This window comes from Nonomuraea jabiensis (genome assembly GCF_014204795.1).
GTDB lineage: Bacteria > Actinomycetota > Actinomycetes > Streptosporangiales > Streptosporangiaceae > Nonomuraea > Nonomuraea jabiensis.
On the sequence record NZ_JACHMB010000001.1, the window covers coordinates 9,077,019 to 9,097,793 of the forward strand.

General features: G+C 73.8%; 11 protein-coding genes. 9 read left to right on the top strand and 2 right to left on the bottom strand.

What is annotated here, in order from left to right:
* Window positions 1–28 precede the first annotated feature (28 nt).
* Together HD596_RS41370 and HD596_RS41375 are read right to left on the bottom strand one after the other, a co-directional pair.
* Entirely contained in the window at window positions 29–754 is a 726-nt protein-coding gene (locus tag HD596_RS41370) for a class I SAM-dependent methyltransferase (protein ID WP_185074876.1), read from the bottom strand.
* 130 nt (window positions 755–884) lie between these two features.
* Window positions 885–1,220, bottom strand: a complete 336-nt coding sequence (locus tag HD596_RS41375) for a hypothetical protein (protein ID WP_185074877.1) — start codon at window positions 1,218–1,220, stop codon at window positions 885–887.
* 271 nt (window positions 1,221–1,491) lie between these two features.
* On the opposite strand from HD596_RS41375, the gene HD596_RS41380 reads away from it, so the two are divergent.
* The 9 genes from HD596_RS41380 to HD596_RS41420 are packed head-to-tail and all read left to right on the top strand — an operon-like array spanning window position 1,492 to window position 20,766.
* A complete protein-coding gene (locus HD596_RS41380) occupies window positions 1,492–5,118 on the top strand; it encodes a non-ribosomal peptide synthetase (RefSeq protein WP_221519758.1) in 3,627 nt (1,208 codons plus the stop codon).
* Window positions 5,115–11,552 (top strand): type I polyketide synthase, encoded by a 6,438-nt coding sequence (locus HD596_RS41385; RefSeq protein WP_221519759.1) that lies wholly within the window; start codon window positions 5,115–5,117, stop codon window positions 11,550–11,552. Before HD596_RS41380 ends, HD596_RS41385 begins: the two co-directional genes overlap by 4 nt.
* A 19-nt stretch (window positions 11,553–11,571) precedes the next feature.
* Window positions 11,572–13,080, top strand: a complete 1,509-nt coding sequence (locus HD596_RS41390; protein WP_185074878.1) for an ABC transporter substrate-binding protein — start codon at window positions 11,572–11,574, stop codon at window positions 13,078–13,080.
* Window positions 13,081–13,084: 4 nt separating this feature from the next.
* The gene (locus tag HD596_RS41395) at window positions 13,085–14,026 is read left to right on the top strand and encodes an ABC transporter permease (RefSeq protein WP_185074879.1); all 942 of its coding nucleotides are present in this window, start codon (window positions 13,085–13,087) and stop codon (window positions 14,024–14,026) included.
* Entirely contained in the window at window positions 14,023–14,802 is a 780-nt protein-coding gene (locus HD596_RS41400; RefSeq protein ID WP_313046306.1) for an ABC transporter permease subunit, read from the top strand. The genes HD596_RS41395 and HD596_RS41400 overlap by 4 nt, the downstream gene beginning before the upstream one ends.
* Entirely contained in the window at window positions 14,802–16,244 is a 1,443-nt protein-coding gene (locus HD596_RS41405; protein ID WP_185074881.1) for an ABC transporter ATP-binding protein, read from the top strand. Before HD596_RS41400 ends, HD596_RS41405 begins: the two co-directional genes overlap by 1 nt.
* Window positions 16,222–17,499, top strand: a complete 1,278-nt coding sequence (locus tag HD596_RS41410) for a class I SAM-dependent methyltransferase (protein ID WP_185074882.1) — start codon at window positions 16,222–16,224, stop codon at window positions 17,497–17,499. Before HD596_RS41405 ends, HD596_RS41410 begins: the two co-directional genes overlap by 23 nt.
* Window positions 17,489–18,811, top strand: coding sequence for a class I SAM-dependent methyltransferase (locus HD596_RS41415; RefSeq protein WP_185074883.1), 1,323 nt, complete (start codon window positions 17,489–17,491; stop codon window positions 18,809–18,811). The genes HD596_RS41410 and HD596_RS41415 overlap by 11 nt, the downstream gene beginning before the upstream one ends.
* Window positions 18,808–20,766: a phosphopantetheine-binding protein gene (locus HD596_RS41420; RefSeq protein ID WP_185074884.1), complete on the top strand. Its 1,959-nt coding sequence runs from the start codon at window positions 18,808–18,810 to the stop codon at window positions 20,764–20,766. Before HD596_RS41415 ends, HD596_RS41420 begins: the two co-directional genes overlap by 4 nt.
* The last annotated feature ends 9 nt before the right edge of the window (window positions 20,767–20,775 follow it).

Consider the following 20,775-nt stretch of genomic DNA (forward strand, 5'->3'; position numbering starts at 1 on the left):
CTGCCACCGGCCACGATCACCTTGTCCCTCACGTACCGGCTCTTTCGATGAGGTACAGGCCGAGTTCGGCCGGACCGGTGCGGGACGGCGCGAGGCCGTGCCCGCCGAGCTCCGCCCTGAGCCGCCGCTCGTCGAGCACCCACCAGGCGTAGGCCACTTCCAGCTCGTCGACGAGCTGATCATCGTGGTAGGTGCGATACGTCATGTGCCAGGTGATCCGGTCAGGGCCTGCGGGCTCGGCACGGCCCCAGCCCTCGTACCTGCGCCGCCCGAGCCGTACGTCGGCGAACCGGGACTCCGGCACCGTCATCGGCTCGGTGGGCGGCTGCAGGTTAAGCACCGCCCGGCCGCCGGGGATGAGGCGCTCGGCGAGCAGGCTCCAGATCCGTTGCCGTCCGGCCGGGTCGAAGTGGCCGAGGACGTTCATGGCGACGACGGCGCCCAGCTTCTGCGGCAGCGCCGCCTCGAGGAAACCCTCCGGCAACACGGTCACCCGGTCACGCAACTCCGCGCTCTCGTTCACCCGCGCCAGCAGGACGGACCGCAGCGCCGCCGACGGCTCGACGGCCACGATCTCGGCCTCGGGCACCGCCTCCGCGATCACGCGGGTGCCCTGCCCTCCGCCGGCGCCCACATCGACGACCGGGCCGGTGACGTCGCGCAGCGCCTGCGACAGCGGCGGCGCCAGGGCCGCCCAGTGCGGCGCGATCATCACGTCCACGAACTCCGCCGATCGCTCGTATTGGTCTGCCACTCCCACATCCTCGCCGTACATTGATAATCATTACCGTTTTGCGAGGTTAGAGATGGGCGAAGCGATCGTCAAGAGTGCGGCCCCGGTAAAGGTCTTGCCGTCCCCAACGGCAGGCATCGAGTGGCCCATGTCACACTCTCCGGCGTAGCGTTGTTGAGGAGACCTCCCCACATGAAGGATCACCGTGACGATTCGGTAGGGGGTGCTGGACATGGTTGTCGCCGCCGAACACCGCCAGCATGCTGATCACGCTCATGGGCACGGCCCTGGATGTGGGCACGTGACCGTTCCGCATGCCGATCATGTCGACTACGTTCACGACGGATGCCTCCATCGCCTCCATGAGGGGCACGTGGACGAGTGCGAGCCGCAGGCGCACGTCACGCACGACGCCCATGGCCACCAGCACGGGGCCGGGTGCGGGCATGTGGCCGTCCCTCACGGTGACCATGTCGACTACATCCACGACGGACACCGCCACGCGGCACACGAAGGGCACTGGGACGACCACTGAGCTTGTCCCGGCCCTCACGTAGCCGGCCTCGGCATTGGCCGGAGGCGGTGCCGGAGTTGTGTGCTGCCGACGTGCTCGTCCGTCGGCGCGAGGCTCCCATGAGCCGCCGCCGACAGGGGTGAAATCCTGACAACGGTATTGATAACCGTTTTCATCGATGTTAGACATGACTTCGGCCGGTTGGCCCGTGTCTTGATGCTCCGCCCTCGTTCGTGGAGGTTTGGTGACCCCTTTTCCGCTGGTTGATCTGTCGTGCCCGCAGCTGGACGACGTCGTCTCCTGTGTGGCGCAGGTGCTCGGCATCGAGGAAGACGAGGTGGAACCCGATGCGAGACTGACGGAGCTGGGCTTGGAGTCGTTCACCGCCGTACGGCTGCGGCGCAGATTGCGCGAGCGCGTGGGGGCGGACCTGCCCATCGCGTCCTTCCTGGGCGAAGCCTCCGCACGGTCCATCGCGCAGCGGATCTCGCCGGACGGAGCCGGCTTTCCGCTGACCGCCGCCCAGTCGGCGTACTGGGTGGGCCGGGATCCCGCGTTCCCGCTGGGTGGCGTCGCGACGTTCTTCTTCCACGAGTACGACAGGCGCTCCGGCGACCAGGATGCCGATCTCGACCGCCTGGAACGGGCCTGGAACGTGCTCGTCGAGCACCACCCGATGCTGCGCATGGTGGTCGGCGACGACGGCCGGCAACGCATCCTCCCGTCGCCGGGTCCTTACCGCATCACCCGTACCGACCTGCGAGCTGCGTCCGCCGAGGAGGCCCGGCAGGCGCTGACGGGGTTACGTGCGGAGCGGTCGCATCAGCTCCGCCCGGCAGACGTCTGGCCGCTGTTCGACATCCACGCCGCGCTGCTGCCGGGCGGCCGGACGCGGCTGTTCGTCGGCATGGACATCCTGGCGCTGGACATGGCGAGCTGGCTGCTCGTCATGCGCCAGTGGGGCGAGCTGGCCGCCGACCCCCGGGCGCGGCCCGAGCCGTGCGCGACCGACTTCCCCACCGTGGTCAGGGAACGGGAGTCGGACCCCGAGGAACGCGAGCGCCGGGCCCGCGCCCGCGCATACTGGGCCGAACGCGCGCCGAATCTGCCGCCGGGGCCCGCGCTCCCGCTCGCCGTGCCGATCGAGGAGCTCGGCGTGCCCAGGTTCGTGCGGTACGAGGGCGGGCTCACGGCCGAGGAGTGGGCGCTGGTGCGGGCACGCGCGGCCGAGCACGGGCTCAGCCCGACCGGGGTGCTGCTGGCCGCCTTCGCTCTCACCCTCTACCGGCGGGCCGCGTCCGCTCCGTTTGCCCTGAACGTGACGCTCTTCGACCGCCCGGACCGGCCGGAACTCCGGGACGTGGTGGGGGACTTCACCACGACGGCCCTGGTCGGCATCCCGGTCCCGGACCTGTCGCGCCCGTGGACCTTCACTGATTGGGCGGCCGAGGTCAACGAGCGGTTCTGGACCGATCTGGAGCACCGCGCGGTCTCCGGCGTCGAGGTGCTGCGCGCGGCGGGACGTACGAGCGGCGTGCCCGCGCATCCGGTGGTGTTCACCAGCGGCGTCGGGCTCGCCGGCGGAGAGGCGACGGCCTGGCTGGGAGAGGAGGTGTTCGGCGTCTCGCAGACGCCGCAGGTCCTGCTCGACCACATCGTGCGCGACGACGGCGGACCGCTGAGGATCGCCTGGGACGCGGTGGAGTCGGCGCTTCCCGCGGACTGGGTCCGGGGATGTCTCGACGCCGAGGTCCGGCTGCTGCGCAGGCTGATCGACCCGGACGCCTGGACGTCCGCCACCCTGGCGGCCGATCCGGCCTTCCTCCCCGACGAGCCGCTGGACCGCGTGGCGTTCCCCCAGGCCGGGCCGCTGCTCGACGATCCCTGGACCGAGGCCGCCCGCCGCGATCCGGATGCCCCCGCCTTGCTGGGGCCCGCCGGCAGGATGACGCATGGCCGGCTTGCGGAAGCCTCCAGGAGGCTCGCGGCGGGCATCGGGCGGGGGGTCCCGGTCGCTGTCGCGCTGGACAAGGGGTTCGAGCAGATCGCCGCCGTCCTGGCGGTCGCCGCCGCAGGAGCCTGGTACGTGCCCGTGGAGACCACCTGGCCCGCCGCCCGCATCGCCGCGGTCTGCGAGCAGGCAGGCATCACGCACGCGATCGGCCAGGTCGCCTGGCCCGACAGCGTGACCGTTCACCACCCCTCCGGCGACGGGCACCGGGAACGGCCCGCGCCGGGCGAGCTGGCCTACGCGATCTTCACCTCCGGCTCGACGGGCACGCCCAAGGGCGTCGCCGTCGAGCACCGAGCGGCCCGCACGACCGTGGACGACATCGTCGACCGGTTCGGGATCGACCACCGGGACCGCGTGCTGGGGCTGTCGGCGCTCAGCTTCGACCTGTCGGTCTTCGACATCTTCGGCGTCCTCGGGGCGGGTGGCGCGCTGGTGCTCCCCGAGGTCGCGCGGCAGCGCGACCCGGAACACTGGCTGGAGCTGGCCGAACGGCACGGCGTCACGGTGTGGAACACCGCGCCCGCGCTGCTGGAGATGCTCGTTGAGTACGCCGAGCTCGACCCGGACGCCGCCCGCCGCCAGCTGCGCTCGCTGCGCCTGGTGATGCTGTCGGGCGACTGGATCCCGGTCACCCTGCCCGAACGGTTGCGCGCGCTCGCACCGCAGGCCCGCCTGTTCAGCCTGGGCGGGGCCACCGAGGCGTCGATCTGGTCGATCTCCTATCCGGTGGAGCAGGTGGACCCGGCCTGGAAGAGCATCCCGTACGGGCGGGCGCTACGCGGGCAGAGCTTCCGCATCCTCGACGAGCACGGCGTGCCCGTCCCGCTGGGCGAGCCGGGAGAGCTGTACATCGGCGGCGACGGACTGGCCCGCGAATACCTGGGAGACCCCGAGCAGACCGCCGCCCGGTTCGCCGTTCACCCGCAGCTCGGTGAGCGGCTGTATCGCACGGGCGACCTCGGCCGGTGGCGGCCCGACGGCACGATCGAGTTCCTCGGCCGGGTGGACCGGCAGGTCAAGATCCGCGGGCACCGGATCGAGCTGGGCGAGATCGAATCCGTACTGGCCCGCGAGCCGGGGGTCAGGGCGTGCGTCGCGGCCACCGTCCCCGGTTCGGACGGCAGGCCGAGGCTGGTCGCGTACGTGGTGGGGAAGGAACCCCTGTCCGAGGAACGGCTGACCGAGGTCCTGCGGGAGCGGTTGCCGTCGTACATGGTGCCCGGCCGGCTGGTGACGCTGGATCGGCTGCCGATGACGGCCAACGGCAAGGTGGACCACAGCGCCCTGCCCAACCCTTACGTGCGCACCAGCCCGGCCGCCGTCGGCCAGGTGACGGAGACCCAGGCGGACGGCGGCTCGCGGGACCTCGCGGACTGGCTGGCGAAGGTCCTGCGGGAGGCACAGGAGCGCGGCCTGGAGCTGGCGCTGACCATCCGCCCCGGCGTGCCGGAGCCGTCCGCGACGCTGAAAACGCCCGAGCCGGGCAACGCGGACACGCCGAGTGCTGCCGTCGAGCCGGACCCGCCACGCGGACCCGGCGCTTCGGCCGATCCCGACATGCTGCAGTCCGTCACCTCCGTCTTCGAGGAGCTGCTGGGGCATCCGATCGATCCTGAGACGTCCTTCTTCGACCTCGGGGCCACCTCGCTGACCCTCGTCCTGGCGCACCGCAGGCTGCGCCACCTGGCCGCCGGGCTGTCCGTCGTGGATCTGTTCGAGTGGCCCACGGCCCGTGCCCTCGCCGGCCACATCACCCACCGCGCCGCACCGCCGGAACCAGCCCGGCCCGCCACCCCGGCGGCGGGCCGAGGGGCCAGATTGCGGGCTCGCGCACATGCCGAGGAGGTATCCCGTTGAGCACCGGTACCGCCGTCGCGGTCGTCGGCCTCGACTGCCGCTTCCCCGGCGCGCCGGACGCGGAGTCGTTCTGGCGCATGCTGGTCGAGGGCCGGGAGGGTCTCGTCCGCTTCGACAGGAGCGAACTCCTGGACAGGGGAGTGGATCCGTCCCTGCTGAGCAGGCCGGGATACGTCCCGGTCGGCGCGCTGATCGAAGGACAGGACCTGTTCGACCCCGACCTGTTCGGCATGACGGAGGCCGAAGGAGCACTCGCGGACCCGCAGCAGCGGCTCTTCCTGGAGTGCTGCTGGCGGGCGCTGGAGTCCTCCGGCCACGGGGGCGGCGCGGGCGCGGGCACGGTCGGCGTCTACGCCGGGGCCGCGCACAGCTCGTACCTCATGGCCAACCTGCACGACCGCTACGACCCGACGGGCGGCGGCGCGGACCCGGTCGGCAGCCTGCAGACGGCGATGGCCACCGTCGCCGACTACCTGCCGCTGCAGGTGGCCTACCGGCTCGGGCTCACCGGACCGGCGATCGCTCTGACCACCACCTGCTCGACGTCCCTGGTCGCCGTGCACGTCGCCGCCCAGGCGCTGCTCAACGGCGAGTGCGACACCGCGCTCGCGGGCGGGGTGTCGCTGACAATCCCGCAGGGCCACGGCTACCTGCACGTGCCCGACGCGATGTTCTCCGCCGACGGCCGGGTGCGGCCGTTCTCGGCGGAGGGCAGCGGCATCGTCTTCTCTCAGGGCGTGGGAGCCGTCGTACTGCGCCGTCTGGACGACGCGCTCGCCGACGGCGACGAGGTGCTGGCCGTGCTGCTCGGCTCGGCGGTCAACAACGACGGCGCCGGCAAGGTCGGCTTCACCGCACCCTCCGTGCGCGGGCAGGCCAGTGTCATCGCCGAGGCGCTGTCCGTCGCCGGGCTCGGGCCGCGAGAGATCGGGTACGTCGAAGCGCACGGCACCGCCACCCGACTGGGCGACGCCGTCGAGGTCGCCGCGCTGCGCAAGGTGTTCGGCCCGGCGGGCCCGGCATGGTGCGCGCTCGGCTCGGTCAAGGGCAACATCGGGCACGCCAACTCGGCGGCGGGCATCGCGGGGTTCGTCAAGGCCGTGCTCGCGGTGCGCCACGGCGCCATCCCGGCCTCGCTCGGTGCCGAGCCGATCAACCCGGAGCTGGAGCTGGAGGGCTCGCCGTTCGAGGTGGCCGTCGCGACCCGGCCGTGGGAAGGGCCCCGGTACGCGGGCGTCAGCGCGTTCGGCATCGGCGGCACCAACTGCCACGCGATCCTGGGAGAGGCACCGCCGCGCCCGCCCGCCCCCGCCGACGACCGTCCGCAACTGCTACTGGTCTCGGCCCGTTCAGCCCCTGCGCTCACGCGCGCCGCGGAGGAACTCGCGGACTCGGAGCCCACGGGGAATCTGGCCGACGCCGCGTACACGCTGCATGCCGGGCGCAGGCCGTTCGCCCACCGCCTCGCGGCGGCCGTGACCGGCCCCGCCGACGTCCCCGACGCGCTACGCGGAGCGGCGCGGGCCACGGTACCCGCCACCGTGCCCCGGATCGTGTTCGCCTTCCCCGGCGGTGGCGCGCAGTACGCCGGGATGGGCGCGGGCCTGTACGGTGACGAGCCGGTCTTCGCCGAGTCGGTCGACCGGTGTGCCGAGGCGCTGGCGCCGCTCTTGGACACTGACGTGCGCGAGCTGATCCTTGCCCGCCGCGACGACCCGGCGGCGCGGGCCGCCGCGCGAGATCCCGGGATCGGGCTGCCCGCGCTGTTCACCGTCAGCGTGGCCACCGCGGCGCTGCTGGAGTCGTGGGGTGTCGTGCCGGACGCCGTGCTCGGGCACAGCCTCGGCGAGTACGCCGCGGCGGTGGTCTCGGGCGCGCTGTCGATGGAGGACGCGGCCTCCCTGGTGGCGGTCCGTTCGACCGGCATGGCGGCCGCGGCCGGAGCGATGCTCGCGGTGCCCCTGCCCGAGGAGACGGTCGCCGAGCTGCTCGGCCGCCATCCGGACCTCGACCTGGCCGTCGTCAACGCCCCGGACTCGTGCGTGCTCTCGGGACCGGCCGGAGCGGTGGAACGCCTTGACGAGGAGCTGCGCGCGGAAGGCGTCGATGCCACGCGGCTGCAGCTGGACGCCGCCGCCCATTCGCGGCTCATCGAACCCGTCATGCCCGCGCTGCGCCGGGCCGCCGACCGGCTCACGCCGCGCCGGTCGCGGCTGCCGCTGGTCACCACGCTCACGGGCGGCTGGGCCGGTGACGCACTGTCGGATCCCGAGCACTGGGTACGCCACCTGCGTTCCACCGTGCGTTTCTCCGAGGCCGTTCGGACCGCCGTGGGGGATGCGGCCACCGTGCTCGTGCAGGTCGGGCCGGGCAGCGGGCTGGTGACCGCCGCCCGCCGCCACGGCCTGCCCGCGCTGCGCGCCGCCCTCCCCACCTTCCCGGCGCCCGGGGAGGATCAGCCGGACCGGGTCGCCGCGCTGTCCGCCGCCGGACAGCTGTGGACGCACGGCGTGCCGATCGACGCCGCGGCACTGCACCGGCCGGGCCGCCGCCGCGTCCCCCTTCCCGGCCACCCGTTCCAGCGCCGGCGCCTCTGGATCGACCCGTCCGTCCCGCGCTCGGAGGCGGCGCCGGATGACCGCGAGCCGCTGCAGATCCCCGCGTGGAACCGGGCGGTCCCCGCTCCCGCTCCGCTTCTGAGCGGCGAGCGATGGCTGGTCGTCGGCGGTTCCCCTGCTCTGGTGGACGCCCTCGCACGTGCCGGAGCCGAACCCGTCGACTTCCCCGCTCCGAGCTGCACCGGAGCCATCTACGTTCACGATCGGCGAGAACATCGGGAGCATCTCGACGGGCGAGTCCGTGACGCCGTCATGGGCTTCGCGCGCTTCGCCGCCCTGCTCGCCTCCCACCCCGACCCGCCCCGTCGCCTGCTCCTGGTGACCGCTGGGGGCGAACGGGTGGAGAGCACCGACGCGCTCGATCCGGCAGCGGCGGCGATTCGGGCGCTGCCCCGGGTCCTCGCGCAGGAGAGCCCCGGCTTGACCTGGCGATCCGTCGACTTCCCGCTCGGTGCCGTGGACGTGCGTGCCGTGGTCGCCGAGGTGGCGGACCTCGCCGCCGCCGGGACCAGCCCGTCAGGCGGTGCGGCCGAGATCGCCGTGCGCGCCGGGACGCGGTGGCTGCGCTCCTTCGCGCCCTGGCGGCCCGCCGAAACCCCGGTCAAGCCGGAGTCGGTGGCGGTCATCCTGGGCGGTCTCGGCGATGTCGGGTTCACGATGGCGGAGCATCTGGCCGGTCAGGGAGCTCGCGTCGTGCTGACGTCCCGCACCGGAGTGCCCGAGGAGGTCACTCCCGGGAGCAGGGACGCCGAGCGGCTGGCCTGGCTGCGGCGGCTGGCCGGGCTCGGGCTGGAGGTGGAGATCGCGGTCGTGGACGCCGCCGACCCCGCGGCGACTCGCGCGCTGCTGGACGGCCTGGCGACGCGGTACGGGCGGCTCGACCTCGTCATCCACGGCGCCGGTGTGGTGGCCTCGGCCGGGATAGCGCCCCTGCGGGAAGCCGACGCCGGCACGGCTGAGGCTCACGCCCGCGCCAAGGTCGGCGCCGCCGTCGCGCTGCGGGGGGCGATCGACGCGCTGCCCGAGCGAAGCCGGCCGCGCACCGTCGTCCTGATGTCGTCGGCCACCGCCGCGGTCGGCGGGCTCGGTCTCGGCCTCTACGCGGCGGCCAACCGCGCTCTCGACGCCATCGCCGAGCAGGCGTTCCGGCCCGCCGAGACCGGCACGCGGTGGATCAGCGTGGCCTGGGACGGGTGGCGGGTCGGCCCGGCGGGACAGGAGCGTACGGTCGCGTCGGCGCACTCCATCGGCGCCGCCGACGGTATGCGCGCCCTCGACCGGATCCTGGCCGCCGTGGCCGCGGGCAGCGCGCCACCCGTGGTGGCCGTGTCACCCGCCGACCTTGCCGCCCGCCTGACCTTCGACGGGTCGTCACGCGGGCCCCGCAACTCGCCGGAACCGTCCCCGGCGGGAGAACGCGACGGCCGGCGTCAAGGTGAGCGGCTCATCGCCGGACTCTGGTCCGAGCTGCTCGGCTTCCCCGTGGACGACCGCGAGGCGGACTTCTTCGCGCTGGGCGGGCACTCCCTGCTGGCCACCCGCATGCTGGCCCGCCTCGCCGACGATCACGGGGTGACGCTGCGGCTGAGCGACCTGCTGGCCAGGCCGACCGTGGCCGCCCTCGCCGAGCTGCTCCCGGACGGCGGCTCCCGGCGAGAACCAGCCGGCTCCACGCGGACCGGCGAAGTCGACTTCCCGTTGACCCGGGTCCAGCACGCCTACTGGGTCGGCGGAGGCGGCGGATACCGCCACGGCGGCACCGCCTGCCACTTCTACCTCGAATACGACTGCCCCGACCTGGACATTCCCCGATACCAGCGGGCGTGGAACCGGGTGATCGCCCGCCACCCGATGCTGCGCGCCGTCATCACCCCCGAAGGCCGCAACCGCGTCCTCGACCGGGTGCCCACGTACCGGATCCGGGTGCACGACCTGCGCGCGGAGCCCGACCCGGCGGCCCGGATGGCGGCGCTGCGCGAGCAGCTCTCCCATCGGACGCCGCGTCCGGACCGTTGGCCGCTGGTGGAGCTGCGCGCGGCCCTGCTGCCGGGAGGGACGGTACGGCTGTTCGTCGGCGTGGACGTGCTCGTCTGCGACACCGCCAGCTACCTGCTGCTCGACCGCGAGCTGCGGCACTTCTACGAACACGACGGCGGCGCCGACCTGCCTCCGATCGGCACGGATTTCGGGGCCTGCGTGCGCGCCATGGAGGAGCGGCGTACCGGCCCGGCGGGACAGCAGGCGGCCACGTACTGGCGGGCCAGGCTCGACGACCTGCCGGGCCCGCCCGCGCTGCCCGTGCGCGACGGCGACGCGGACACTCCGCGGTTCGCCAGGCGCAGCGCCACGCTCCCGGCCGAGGCGTGGGAGCGGCTCAAGCGGCAGGCCGCCGCCCACGCCGTCACCCCGACCGCGGTGCTGCTCGCCGCGTACGGTGACGCGCTGCACGCCTGGTCGGGCAGCGATCGCTTCTGCGTCAACCTCACCCTGTTCGACCGGCCGCGGATCCATCCCGACGTCGGCAAGGTGGTCGGCGACTTCACCTCGCTGCTGCTGCACGAGACGGACCGCCGGACCCCGGCCACGTTCGCCGAGCGCGCCAGGGCCGCTCAGCGCAGGTTGTTCGAGGACCTCGACCATCGTGACTTCTCGGCGCTCGACGTGCTGGCGGAGCTGTCGGCCCGCACGGGGCGGCTGGCCCAGGCGCCCGTCGTGTTCACCAGCGCTCTCGGACTCGACGACGCGCACGACCTGGACTGGGTGGGCACGCCCGTCTACGGGGTGAGCCAGACGCCGCAGGTCTGGCTGGACCACCAGGCGTTCGTCCAGCACGGAGAGCTGCTCCTGCAGTGGGACGTGGCGGAGACCGCACTCCCGGCCGAGGAAGCGGACGCCGCCTTCGAACGATATGTGACCGATGTCCGCCGCCTGGCCGACGACCCGGCGGCCTGGGACGACGCGTACGGTGACCTGACCCTGCTGCTGCGCGAGGGCAAGGACCCGCGCCCGCTGTTCCTGGTGCACCCGTCCGGCGGAGACGTGCTCTGCTACGCCGAGCTGGCGCGGCTGCTGGCCACGGACCGCCCCGTCGTCGGCCTGACCGACCCCGCCTTCGCCGGCATCAGGCCGCCCGGCGACATGGAGGCGCTCGCCGACCTGTACGTCCGGGCCGTGCGCGCCTGGCAGCCGTCCGGCCCGTACGCGCTCGGCGGCTGGTCCATGGGCGGCACGCTGGCCCAGCTCATGGCCTGCCGGTTGGCCGAGGCGGGGGAGAAGGTCGAGCTGCTGGCCATGCTCGACTCCAACGTCCCCGACCGGATCCGCCCGCTCCCCGCCGAGAGGCGGGACGCGCACGCGGCCGCCCGCTACCTGCGCTCCCTGGAGGCGTTCCTCGACGCCGACCTCGACGCGTCCCCGGCCGACCTCGTCGAGCGCCTGGCGGCACGGCCCGCGGCCGACCTGCCCGACACCGTCTCCGGGCTGCTGCGACGGGCCGGGCTGATGGGCGCCCGCGACTCGGCGGCCGAGCGGCTGGAGGTCTTCACCCGCCACCTGCGCATCCTCGGCGAGCACCGGGCCCGCCGCCTTGACGCGGACACACGGGTGCTCCTGATCAGGGCCGCCCGGCCGGCACCGCTCAACGGCGGGGTCGGCATGGGCGTCGACGACGTGCCCGGCCACGACGACCTCGGCTGGAGCCCGTTCCTGACCCGGCTCCACGTCGAGCAGGTCGACGCGCACCACTACTCCCTGCTCCGCCCGCCCGCCGTGCGACGGGTCGCGGAGCTGCTCGGCGAGCTCCTTCACGAGCTCTGAACTTCCAGAAGAGGAACCCATGCCTGTCAAACAGCGCCCTGCCCTCCTGATCGCTGCGGCGGTGCTCGTGGCCGGTTGCTCGGCCGCGCCGCCACCCCCATCGGGCGGCGGCGGGACCTTGCGGTACGTGGCCGCGGGCAGTCCGGCCGCCGCCAGCGACGACCCGCACGGCGGGCTGGCCAACGAGTCGGACGCCCTGCGCTTCTCCCTGCTCTATGACGTCCTGACCGTCCCCGGCGCCGACGGAAGGGCCAAGCCACGGCTGGCGGCCTCATGGGAGCCCGACCGGACGCTCACCCGGTGGACGCTCCGGCTGCGGCCGGACGCGACCTTCACCGACGGGCGTCCCGTGCGCGCCGCCGACGTGCTCTACTCGCTGCGCCGCATCGAGCGCAAGGCCGCCGAGAACTACGGCAGGCTCGCCCTGTTCGACACGAAGGCGTCCACCGCGCCCGACGACCACACCGTCGTCCTGATGACCAGGAGCCCGAACGCCCTGGTGCCCGAGGCACTGGAATCGGTCACGTTCGTCGTTCCGGAGGGTAGCGAGGACTTCGGGCAGCCCGTGCCGGGGTCGGGGCCGTACCAGCCGGCGAGCAGCGACGCCCAGACCGCCGTGTTGAAGCGCAACCCCCGATGGTGGGGCGAACGCCCCCACCTGGACGGCATCGAGATCCGAGCCGTCGCCGACCCCCAGGCCAGGGCCGCCGCGGTCACCTCCGGGCAGGCCGACGTGGCGGGCAGCGTGAGCCCCGCCGCGGCGAAGGCCGCAGGCGCCGGCGTCCGGGTGGTGCGCCGCACGCCCGTGACCGAATACCCGTTCGTGATGCGCCTGGACCGCGAGCCCTTCGACGACCCCCGCGTCCGCGAGGCGTTCAAGCTGGCCGCCGACCGGCAGGCCCTGGTCGACACCGTCTTCCTCGGGTACGGGCAGGTCGCCAACGACCTGCCCACCCCGTACGACGCCTCCTACCCCAAGGACCTGACGCAGCGGCCCCGCGACGTGGCGCGCGCCAAGCAGCTCCTGGCCGAGGCCGGACACGCGGACGGGCTCAAGGTCACGCTGCGCACCACCACGTCGTACCCCGGCATGGACAGCGCGGCCGCCCTGTACGCGCGCCAGCTCGCCGACATCGGCGTCACCGTCACGGTACGCAACGAGCCCCCCGACACGTACTTCACGAACGTGTGGAGCAAGGCCGACTTCTACACCGGCTACTTCGGCGGCATCCCCTTCACCGACGTGGCCAGGGTCGCGCTCGTCTCGACGTCCCCGACGAACGAGACCGCCTGGAAGCGGCCCGCGTGGGACAAGGCGTTCACCGAGGCGCTGGCCGTCCGTGACGACGCCGACCGCAACGGCCGCCTCGGGGCGCTGCAGAAGGAGCTGTGGAAGGACGGCGGGTACGTGGTGTGGGGGCTCGGCGAGGGACTCGATCTGACTTCGCCGGCCGTCCAGGGCCTGCCCACCGGTCCCGGCTTCCAGCGCTTCCTCCTCGACGGTGCGCGGCTCGGCACAGCGGGCTGAGCCGATGCGTCTCCTCCTGGTCAAGGGGCTACGCGTGGTCATCCTGCTGGTTGCGATCTCTGCCGCGGTGTTCGCCGCCACCGAGCTGTTACCGGGAGACGCCGCCGACACCGCAGGCGGCGGACGCGCCTCGGCCGCCCAGCTCGCCGAGCTGCGCGCCGAGCACGGGCTCGACCGGCCCGCGTGGGAACGGTGGGGCCGGTGGGCATGGGCGCTGGCCCACGGCGACCCGGGCCGGTCCCTGCTGACCGGCCGCTCCGTCGCCGACCTCGTCGCCCTGCGCCTGCCGGCGACCGCCGTACTGGCCGGGTCGGCGTTCGCGCTGACCGTGCTGCTCACCCTCCTGGGGTGCGCGCTCGCCGGGCGGCGGGCGCTGCGCCGACCCGGAGACATCGGCGGCGGCCTGGCCACAGCGCTCACCGCCGTACCCCAGGTGGTGGTGGCGGCGGGGCTGGCGGCGCTGCTCAGCGGAGTGCTCGGGTGGGTGCCGCCGGTTTCCCTGCTGCCGCCGGGCGGCTCTCCGCTCGCGGATCCGGTGATCCTCGTTCTTCCCGTCCTGACGCTGGCTCTGCCCTCCGCCGCGTACGGCGTCGCGCTGCTCGGCGGCGCCGTGGCCGATGCCCTGCGGGCGCCGCACGTGGCGGACGCCCTCATCCGCGGCGTCCCCACCGGTCGCATCCTCCGGAGGCAGGTGCTGCCCGTGCTGGCCGGGCCCGCGCTGCGCGTGCTCGCCGTCGTGGCCGGGGGGTTCACCGCGGGCAGCGCTCTGGTGGAGACGGTCTTCGGGTACGCGGGGGCGGGCGAGCTCCTGGTCAGCTCGGTTGCCGCACGGGACACTCCCGTGGTGCAACTGCTGGGTCTCGGCTCGGCTGCGGTCGTGCTGGCGGTGCTGCTGCTCGCCGATCTGGCTCCGGGCCGGTCATGGCGGGAGGGCACCTCCTCGTGAGCCGGATCCCGCTCCTGCTCGGAACCGTTCTGGCAGTCGTGACCGTGCTGGGGCCCGCCCTCGCCCCCTACGATCCGGCCGCACCGGTGACCGCGCCATGGACGGAAAGCGGCGCCGATCATCTGCTCGGAGGCGACGTGCTGGGCCGGGACGTGCTGTCGCGGCTCCTGGCCGGAGGGCGCCACCTCCTGGCCGTCTCGCTCGTGGCGGCCGCGCTCGCCACCCTCGTCGGGGCGCTCGGCGGGCTCGCCGCGGGGTGGCGCGGGTCCCGCGCGCTCACGGCCTCCGCCGATCTGCTGCTCGCGGTGCCGGTGCTGCTGCCCGCGCTGGTGCTCGCCGTGTCCCTGCCCGGTGACGCCGCCGTCGTCGCCGCCACGGTCCTGGCGGGAGCACCGCTGACGCTGGGCGTGATCAGGGACGTCACCGCGGGTGTCCGCGAACGCGGATACGTCAGGGCGGCGCGGCTGAGGGGCGAGAGTGCCGTGGCGGTGCTGCTGCGGGAGGTCCTGCCGGCCATGGCCGGAGTGCTCGCCGCCGACCTCGGGCTGCGCTTCGTCACCGCGTTGCAGCTGGCGTCCGCGCTCGGCGTACTCGGCGTCACCGACGCGCCCGCCACCGGGGACTGGGCCGTGATGCTCCGTGAGAACCTCGCGGGCGCCGCGCTCAACCCCGCCGCCCTCGCGGCTCCCGCACTGCTCCTCGCGCTGTTGTCCCTGGCCGTCGCCGTCGCCGCGCGCACGGGGCTCCGCCACGCGTTCGGAACGGAGAGCTCCTGATGACGGGCTTGAGAGGCGAGGGGATACGCGTCACCGGTCCTTCCGGCCGCGTTGTCATCGACGGATTCGGCACGCATGCGGCGCCCGGCCGCGTGCTCGCGCTGACCGGGCCTTCCGGCAGCGGAAAGACCACCGTCCTCAGGGCCCTGCTCGGCTGCCTGCCCCCGGAGATGCGGCTCGCCGCCGGTTCGGTGCGCTGGCGCGGAAACCCGCTGCCGGCCGGACGCGCCGGGCGCCGCTGGCGCCTCACCCAGGTCGGCTGGCTGGCCCAGGACCCCGCCTCGACCCTCGACCCGTGGCGGCCTGTACTCGACCAGGTCACCGAGGCTCTCGCGGACCGCACCGGCGCGGCCGCCCGCGACGAGGCCGCCGCCCTGCTCGAACGGCTGGACCTCGCCCCCGCTCTGCAGGCCAGGACCCCGGGCCGGCTCTCCGGCGGACAGGCCCAGCGGGCCGCCCTGGCCCGCGCCCTGGCCGGAGATCCGCCCCTCCTGGTGCTGGACGAGCCCACCAGCAGCCTCGACCCGGAGTGCGCGCAGCTCGTGGCCGACGCCGTACGGGAGCGGCGCGGCGACCTGGCGCTTACCACGGTGCTGGTCACCCATGACCGGCGGCTGGTGGCGGAGCTCGCCGACGACGTGACCGAGCTGGCCCCTGTCCCTCCAAGGGCAGCTTCGAACGGTCACAAGAAGATCGCCGCAGGGCTTCCGGTCCTGACCGTGCGCGGGCTCAGAGTGGACCACCCGGCAGGCGGATCCCCGCTGCTCGCCGCCACCGATCTGACGCTGCGCGCAGGCGAGATGGTCGCGTTGCTGGGGCCGTCCGGCAGCGGCAAGAGCACGCTGCTGCACACGCTGGCCGGGCTACGCCCGCTGGCGGCCGGAACCCTGACCCTGTCGGCGGCCGGCGCCGCAGGGCCCCTTCCGCCCCGCGCGTCCGAGCGCAGCCGCGCCCAGCTACGCCGTATCCAATTTGTCGGCCAGAATCCCCGCGACGAGCTCAACCCCGCCCACCGAGCCGTGACAGCCGTCGCCCGCCCGCTGCGAACGCTCGCCGGCCTGCGACACGCCCCCGCACGCGTGGAGGCGCTCGGCCTGCTGGCTGCTCTCGGCTTGGACACCGATCATGCCCGACGGCGCCCAGGACGGCTCTCCGGCGGCCAGCGGCAGCGGGTCGCCGTGGCCCGCGCCGTGGCTCCGGGCGCCGCCGTCCTGCTCGCCGACGAGATCACCTCGGCCCTGGACGCGGCGACCGCGTCGGAGCTGCTCGAACTCCTCGACCGCCTCCGGGCCGACGGCCTCGCCGTGCTCCTGGCCACGCACGACCCGGACGTGGCGGCCCGCGCCGACCGAATCCTGCGCATGAGCGCCGGAGCCCTGCACGAGCAGGGCTCCAACACCATCCGACGGAGGACGAACCGTGCCCGACGAAGCCATCCTTGACGTGCTGCGCGACCACCCATGGGTGGCTACCGCACGCCGCGGCCCCCAGGGCGTCCTGGTGAGCCCGCGACTCGAAGCGCTCGCCGTGCACCCCCAGCCAGGAGTGCTGCTGCGGGAGTTCCTCGAACACTGGGGCGACGTCTACGACTGGGTGTACGAGAGCTCGCACAACCCCGGTGAGCTGGACTTCTCCGGCTGGCGCGCGTCCGACACAGGACTGCCCCTGCCGCGGGAGCACATGGCCGACTGGCTGCGGTGCACCGTAGACCTGGTGCTGGGCCGCCGCCCGTCGCGCGTGCTCGAACTCGGCTGCGGCAGCGGCCTGCTGCTGCACGAGCTACGTGACCACCTGACCGCCTACGTCGGCACGGACGTCTCCGCCGCCGCCGTCGAGCGTCTGGGCCGGGCGCGCATGCCCCGGGTCACGGTCGTCCGCGCCGCCGCTCACGAGGTCCGCTCCGAGCAGGTGACCCGAGCATTGGCCGAGACCATGGGCGCCCGGCCGGACTGCGTCCTGCTGAACTCCGTCACCCAGTGCTTCCCCCATCTGGGCTACCTGCGGGCCGTGCTCCTCGACGCGCTCGACCTCGTCGCGCCCGGGGGCACGGTGATCGTCGGCGACGTCCGGCACGCCAGGCTCGTCGAGCATTACTGCCGCTGGGTCGAGCACGCCAAGGATCCCGCGGCGGAGGCCGCCGAGATCGAGCGGCGGGCGGCACGGCGGGCAGCTCACGAGGAGGAGATGCTGCTCGACCCGCGTGCCGTCGCGCGCATCGCCCTCGAGGCGGGCCGTGCCGTCGCCGTGTCGATCCACGCCCGCACCATGGCCGACGACACCGAGCTCACCCGCTACCGGTACGACCTCGTGTTGCACGCCGACGTCCGGGACGCCGCGCCATGGCCCGGCGGGACGGCGGTGCGTACCGGCATCCCGAACGCGCTCCTATCCAGCTCACCGGACGCGATCGCGCCCCACGAGCTCCGTGCCAAGACACCGGACGGGGAGATCCTCCTCGATCCCGCCGACCCGGCACGCCTGGCGGTCGCGCGGCCCGCGTCGGCCAGCCGGTTCACGGCCGAGAGCATCGCCGGCCTGGCCGAGGGGGTCGATCCCGGGCTGCTCGCGCGTGAGCCGATGACGGCCTTCGCGGCCCGGCGGCTCCCCGAGGTGCTGCACGACCACCTGCGCGCGATGGTGCCCGGCCTGCCGCATCCCGACATCGCCGTGGAGCAGGTGCCCGCCGATGCCCGTTGAGCTGCCCTCTCGTGATGACCTCCAGCTGGTCCGCCGCACGCTGGAGGCATTGCCGGACGTGGCCGAGGCAGAGGTCTTCCTCATCGCCGACGGCCCCGGCGCCGCCCCTGCCGCTCTGGTGTCCGGCGGGCACCCGCAGCCTGAAGCACTTCCTCGCACCGCTCACCTCGGGGGTGCCGAGACGGGCGTCGTGCCGCGCTGCCTGGCGGTGATGGACCGGGCCGCCATGCTCGCCATCGCCCACACGCTGCACGCCACCGGTCTCTTCCGCGGCGGCCGCGTCCACGGCTGGGAAGAGGTCGCGGAGGCGCTCGGCGCGGCCCCTCGACATCGGTGGATCGTCCGCCGCTGGCTTGCCTCCGATGAGACGCTTCGGCCGCCGTCGAGGCGGGAGCTGGCCACCGCCATGCGAGACCTGGACGTCGCCCGGCACGAGCTGGGATACCCCGCCGCGATGGGCCGCTTCTTCCAGGCGGCGCTGCGCAGCCTGGCGCGACTCGTACGCGATGAGATCACCCTGCAGTCGCTGCTGTTCTCCGGCGGAGGCATGACCACCGCCCTGGGCAACTACCGCGACAACCTGATCAGCCGCCACCTCAACAAGGCGGCGGCGGATGCCGTGGCCGAGGCGGCCCGCACGCGTGGCAGGGTTCTGGAGATCGGCGCGGGCGTGGGAGCGACCACCGACGCGGTCCTCGCTGCCGTGGACGACGTGGACTACCTGTTCACCGACGTCTCGACCTTCTTCCTGGACGCGGCGCGCGAACGGTTCCGGCACCGGCCGGGCATGCGCTACGCCCTGCTCGACGTCAACGCCAAGATGACACCGGACGAGCCCCCCTTCGACGTCGTGCTGGCCGCGAACGTCCTGCACAACGCCCGCCACGCCGGACGCACCCTGGCCGCGATCCGCGAGCTCCTGGCCCCCGGCGGCACCCTGGTGCTCATCGAGTCGTGCGTCGAACACCACCTGGTGTCCGCCTCGATGCACTTCCTCATGTCGCCGCAGGCCGACGCGCTCCTGCCCGGTTTCGCGGACATCCGGCAGGGGCAGGACCGCGTCTTCCTGAGCCGCACCGAATGGATCCGGCAGCTCGCGGCGCTCGGTTTCCGGGACGTACGTGCCGAGCCCGCTCCCGGCGACCCGCTCGCCGCGGCCGGGCAGCACGTGTTCACCGCCGTCCGCGGCGACCACCACCCTGATCCCGCGCCGCTGCTGTCCAAGGCGGCCGAGGCGCTGCCGCCGCACCTGGTCCCGCGCGAGATCCACACCGTCGACGCCCTCATCACAGATCGGAGTCACCGCCCGTGACCGCAGACCTCGAACCCGCGCTCCGCCGGATCTGGGCAGACGTCCTGGACCTGCCGGAGGAGCGGATCGCCTCGGGAGACAGCTTCCTCGCCCTGGGGGGCGACTCCGTCCTCGCCGTCCGCACCGCCGCTCTCGTCCGCAGGCGGCTGGGCGTGGTCCTGGCGATGTCCGACCTCCGAGTCCAGGACACGCTCGCCGACCTCGCGGCCGCGGTCCGGGAGCGGGGCTCCGCACGGGACGGCGACGTACCCGACCTGAAACCGGTACGCCGGGACGACCCGCTCGCGCCGTTCCCTCTGCTGCCGCTCCAGCAAGGCTACTTCGTCGGCCAGCAGGACGGCTGGGAACTGTCGTACGAGTCCGCGCACCACTACGTGGACTTCGGCCTGACCGGAGTGGACGGCGACGAGGCCGCCGAGGCGCTGCGCGACGCCCTGCACCGGCTGGCCGAGCACCAGCCCGCGCTGCGGGCCCGGATCCTGCCCGACGGCACCCAGCGCATCCTCGACCCGGACGCGCCCGGCGCGATCCCGTCCCCGACCGTCCACGACTGGCGCGCGCTCGACGCCGGGGAAGCCGCCCGCCTCCTCGCCGGGCTGCGCGCGGACATGCGCGCCAACGGCCCGGACCCGGCCACGGGCCCCGGGGTCGACCTGCGCCTCAGCCTCATGCCGGACGGCCGGGGCAGGCTGCACTCCTCGATGAGCCTGCTCCTGGTGGACGGCTGGTCGTCCGGTGTGTTCTACCGCGACCTTCTCGCCTTCGCCGCCGACTGGAACACCGTCCTCGCCCCGCTGGACATCGACTTCGGCGACTACGTCACCGCCGTGCAGGGGCTGCCGGAGACCCCGCAGTGGCAGGCCGACCGCGACTGGTGGTGGGAACGGCTCGACGCCTTCCCCCAGCCTCCCGCCCTCCCGGTCACGGCCGAACCGGACACCGTACGAGCCCGCGTGATGCGCAGCCTGGAAACCCGCCTGGCCCCGGACCGCTGGGCCCGCGTCCAGGAGCTGTGCCGTGAGCACGGGGTCACGCCGTCCGCCGCGGCGCTGGCCGCCTACGCCGTCGCGCTCGCCCGTACGGCCGGCCACCGGCGCTTCCTGCTCAACAGCCTGCAGCTCAACCGGCTGCCGCTGCACCCGGACGTGCACCGCATGGTGGGCGCGTTCTCCTCCACCGTGCTGCTGCCGATCGAGCTGCCGGAGCACCGCACGTTCGCCGACCTCGCCCGCGAACTCCAGACACTCACCGGCGAGGCACTCGCGCACAACCTCGTCACGGGCGTGGAAGTGTCCCGGGAGCTCGCCCGCCGATGGGGCACGACCCGGCCCGTCGCGCCCGTCGTCTTCCAGAGCACGCTCGGAGTGGACGCGGCCATGGGCAGCTCCGTTCCCGAAGAGGCAGGGCCTCTCGGCCACATCGACCTGACCGACCACCGCCAGGAGCTGCGCACCCCGCAGGTGGCCATGGAGGGCCGGCTCTACGAGGCCAGGGACGAACTGGTGATCGTGCTGTCGCTGGTGGAGGAGCTTTTCCACGCCCAGGACGTGGAGGGGTTGTTCACCACGTTCACCACGCTCGTCCGGTCCCTGGACACACCCGACGGCTGGGAGCGCACCTGCGATCTGCCCGAGCGGCTGGACGCGGACGGCGGGCTCCGGCTCGACGCCCGGCCCCGCGCGAGCATCGCGCAGGACGGCGGGCCGCTGCGCGACGAGTTGGAGCAGGCGGTGGCCGACTGCTGGAGCGAGCTGCTCGACCTGCCGGAAGACCGGCAGCTCGACCGCGCGGCGGAGTTCTTCGCGCTCGGCGGGGACTCGCTCGCCGCCATCCGGATGCTCACCCGCCTGGCCCGCTCAGGACTTCCGCACGTCACCCCCAGAGACTTCCTGGCCGCCCCCACCGTCGCCGGCCTCGCCGCCGCCATCCGCGAGAAGCGGGGGCCTGAGGGATGAGCGAGCGGC